This window comes from Caulobacter sp. P4_E5 (genome assembly GCF_056401555.1).
In genome coordinates, this window is sequence record NZ_JBFUJD010000151.1 from 1 (window position 1) to 3,134 (window position 3,134).

General features: G+C 71.1%; 2 protein-coding genes and 1 pseudogene. All 3 read right to left on the reverse strand.

Annotated features, from left to right (window positions below; translation table 11 throughout):
- Window positions 1-1,100: pseudogene (locus tag AC1DSO_RS24625) on the reverse strand (flagellar hook-length control protein FliK); the annotation flags it as partial.
- A 172-nt stretch (window positions 1,101-1,272) separates the two neighbouring features.
- A complete protein-coding gene (lpxB, locus tag AC1DSO_RS24630) occupies window positions 1,273-2,463 on the reverse strand; it encodes a lipid-A-disaccharide synthase (protein ID WP_477071308.1) in 1,191 nt (396 codons plus the stop codon).
- On the reverse strand, window positions 2,460-3,134 hold a 675-nt coding region (locus AC1DSO_RS24635), incomplete at its 5' end, for an LpxI family protein (RefSeq protein ID WP_477071309.1). The genes lpxB and AC1DSO_RS24635, both read right to left, overlap by 4 nt.

The following is a 3,134-nucleotide window of genomic DNA, read 5'->3' on the forward strand; positions in this document are numbered from 1 at the left end:
ACCTTGGGTCGCGCGGCCTCGGCGGTCGCCGGGCCATAGCCCCGCGCGACCAGCGGTTTGGCCTCGACGGGCGGCGCGGCGGCGAGGTGTTCGTGAGCGGCCTCCTCGGCCAGCAGACCCAGCTGGACAAGCGCCGACACCGCTGCGCGGCCGATCGTGGCGGCCGGTGGYGACGAACTCTTGGGCGCGGCCACGAAAGAGCCGAACCGCGCCGCGATCCCATCGTCCTCGGGCCGCACAGTGGGGCTTGGGTTCGGGATGGACGGCTTGCCGGCCGGCGTCGGCTCGTCCGCCGGCGCTGTTTCGGCCGGAGGAGAAGCGGGCGCCGCGACGATGGGCGCGTCATCGGCGGCCAACGTGGGCTCGGGCGAAACTGAAGCCGCCGCCGAAGGGAAAGCGGTCGCCTGGATCGACGTCGGCGAGGCGACGGCTGGCGCTGGGGCGGCGCGAGACACAGGCGTCGCGGTTTCAGCCTCGACATCCGCGGTGGGCGCGGTTGCGGGCCCGACGCTTTCATCGGTGGCCGGCGGCGCGGCGCGGGCGAGCCAGGCCGACAGGGCGCCGCGAAACACCAGCAGCGCCGCCTTCACGTCGTTGGTCTGGACCGGCGTCGGCGACGTCTCCGACGGCGGCGTGGCGGCGGCGCGGGCCATGTTGGCTTCGAGGAACACGCCGGACCGCTCGACGGCGCGGCGCAGCCCTTGGGGTGTCGTGATCTCGGCCGCCGAGGGCGCCCTGGCCAGCAGCGCCCTGCCCGCCTCGCGCACCGTGATCGGCATGTCGGGGCGATCGACCACGGCGCGGACATTGGCCATCAGTGGCGCCAGTCCCATCTGGCGCGGTACGGCCTCGGTCGCGGCGGTGCGCACGGCGCGGGCCATCCGGGTCTCGGAGGCGATCTTGACCGGCAAGGCCTGCTGCGTGAGAAGCGCGCCCTTGGCGCCGGGCGTATCAACCGCGTGACCGGTATCCTGGGTCGAGGTCTGTCCGACCTGCTCCACCGGCGCGCCCGTCTTAGGCGCCTGCGCGGAGGGACGACCGACGATTTCGCCCAGCTGGGCGGTCGCGTTGGCCAGCGCTTGACGCGCCAGGGCTTGCAAGACCGCGACCGAATCCGGTGCGGTTCCAGCCGGAAGGGATGGAAGGATGGGGGTCACGGGCGTGGTCGAGTCGATCGCCACGACGACGGCTCCACGGCGAAAGTTCCCTCAAAGATAGAGGGCGAGCGTAAACCACCCGTTAACCTCGAAAGCTAGACCGTAAGAAGAACGCCTAGTCGAGGACGTTTCGCGCCCGCAGGAAGCTCAGCAAGGCCTCTGCGGCGGCCTCCGACGGGTCGGGCATCCCGCGTCCCATCTTGTCCAGCGCCGCGTCCTGCTCGGCGACTTGGCGGGCCCGAAGCGCCGGATCGTCGAGCAGCCTCGCCACCTCCCGCGCCAGGCCCTCGCCCTCGCAAGCATCCTGGATCAGCTCCGGCGCGACCGTCTTGTCGGCGGCGATGTTGAACAGGGTGATCCAACGCGGCTTCATCAAGCGCTTGGCGATAGCGTAGGTGACCGCGCTGGTCTTGTAGCCCACCACCATGGGCCGGCCGGCCAGGGCCAGTTCGGTCGTGACCGTGCCGCTGCAGGCCAGGGCGACGTCGCCGGCCACGAAGGCGTCGTCCTTCAGGCCCTCGTCCTCGATCACATGGGCCCGGAACGGCCAGCCGGCGACGCGCGCCTTCAYGGCTTCGGCGACCGTGTAGGCGGCGGGGACGACCACGACCAGTTCGGGACGGCCGGCCTTCAGCCGTTGCACGGCGTCCTCGAAGGCCGGCATGACCCGTTCGATCTCGGAGGGTCGGCTGCCCGGCAGGACCAGCAGGATTTGGTCGGTCGCCGAAGCCCCGACCGCCGCGCGGGCCCGTGCTGCGTCGGCGTGATCGAACCGTTTGGCCAGGGCCGAGTTGCCGACGAAGGCGCTCTCGAGACCAGCGGCGTCGAAATACGGCCTGTCCATCGGCTGGATCGACAGTAGCAGATCGACCGCCTTGGCCAGACTCCGCGCCCGGCCCGGGCGATAGGCCCAGACCTGTGGGGCTACGTACTTCACCAGGGGCAGCTTCGGGTCCAGCTTCCGCAAGGCGTGGGCCAGGCGGATGTTGAAGCCCCAGCTGTCGATCAGCACGGCCACGTCGGGCTTTTCCCGGGCCGCCAGGGCCACGGTGTCCTTCAGGCGGGCCATGGCCCTCGGATAGGCCTTCAGGCTCTCCAGTATGCCCAGGATCGACAACTGGGCGATGTCGAACGGGCTCTCGACCCCTTGCTCGGCCATCTTGGCCCCGCCGACGCCGACGAAGACGACCTTGTCGCCCAAGCGGGCGCGCAGCGCCTTGGCCAGGCCCGCGCCCAGCGCGTCGCCCGACGCCTCTGCGGCCACCAGCATGACTTTCAGGGGCGCGCTTCCAGAAGGCGTTTTCACAGGCGCCCCTGCGGATCGACCCCCAGTACGAAGAGGCCAAGATCGTCGGCGCAGGCGATCACGGCGTCGCGGTCGACCACCAGCAGGCGACCGGTTTCGCCGACCACGCCGGCCAGGCCGGCGCGGGCGGCGCGCTGGATCGTGGCGACGCCGATCGTCGGCAAGTCGACCCGGGTCTCCTGGATCGGCTTGGGCGCCTTGGCCAGTACGCCGCGCGGACGCTCGGCCGAGCCCCGGATGGTCTGGGGAAGCTCGGCGACGCGGCGGAGCATGGCGTCGGTGCCCTCCTGGGCCTCCACGGCCAAGACGAGACCGTCGCAGACCACGGCGCCCTGCCCCACGTCCAGCCGGCCGATCTCGCGCGCCACCATCAGCGCCTTGTCGATGTCGGCCATGTGTTCGGCGGCGGGCGACAGCTTACCCAGACGCCCGCGGGGCAGGGTCATCTCGCCCATCACCTCGTGGGCGCCTTCGATCTCGAAGCCTTCCTTCTCGAATTCGTCCAGCACGCGTCGAAGCAGGGCGTCGTCGCCCTTGCGCGCGGCGACGATCAGGCCCGGGAGAACCTTCAGCCCTCGGCCATCCGGCATCAGGGCGGCGAAGTCCGGCCGCTTCACATTGCCGGCGAAGCAGACGACCTCACAGCCCTCGGCCTGCAGCGCCTTGAACAC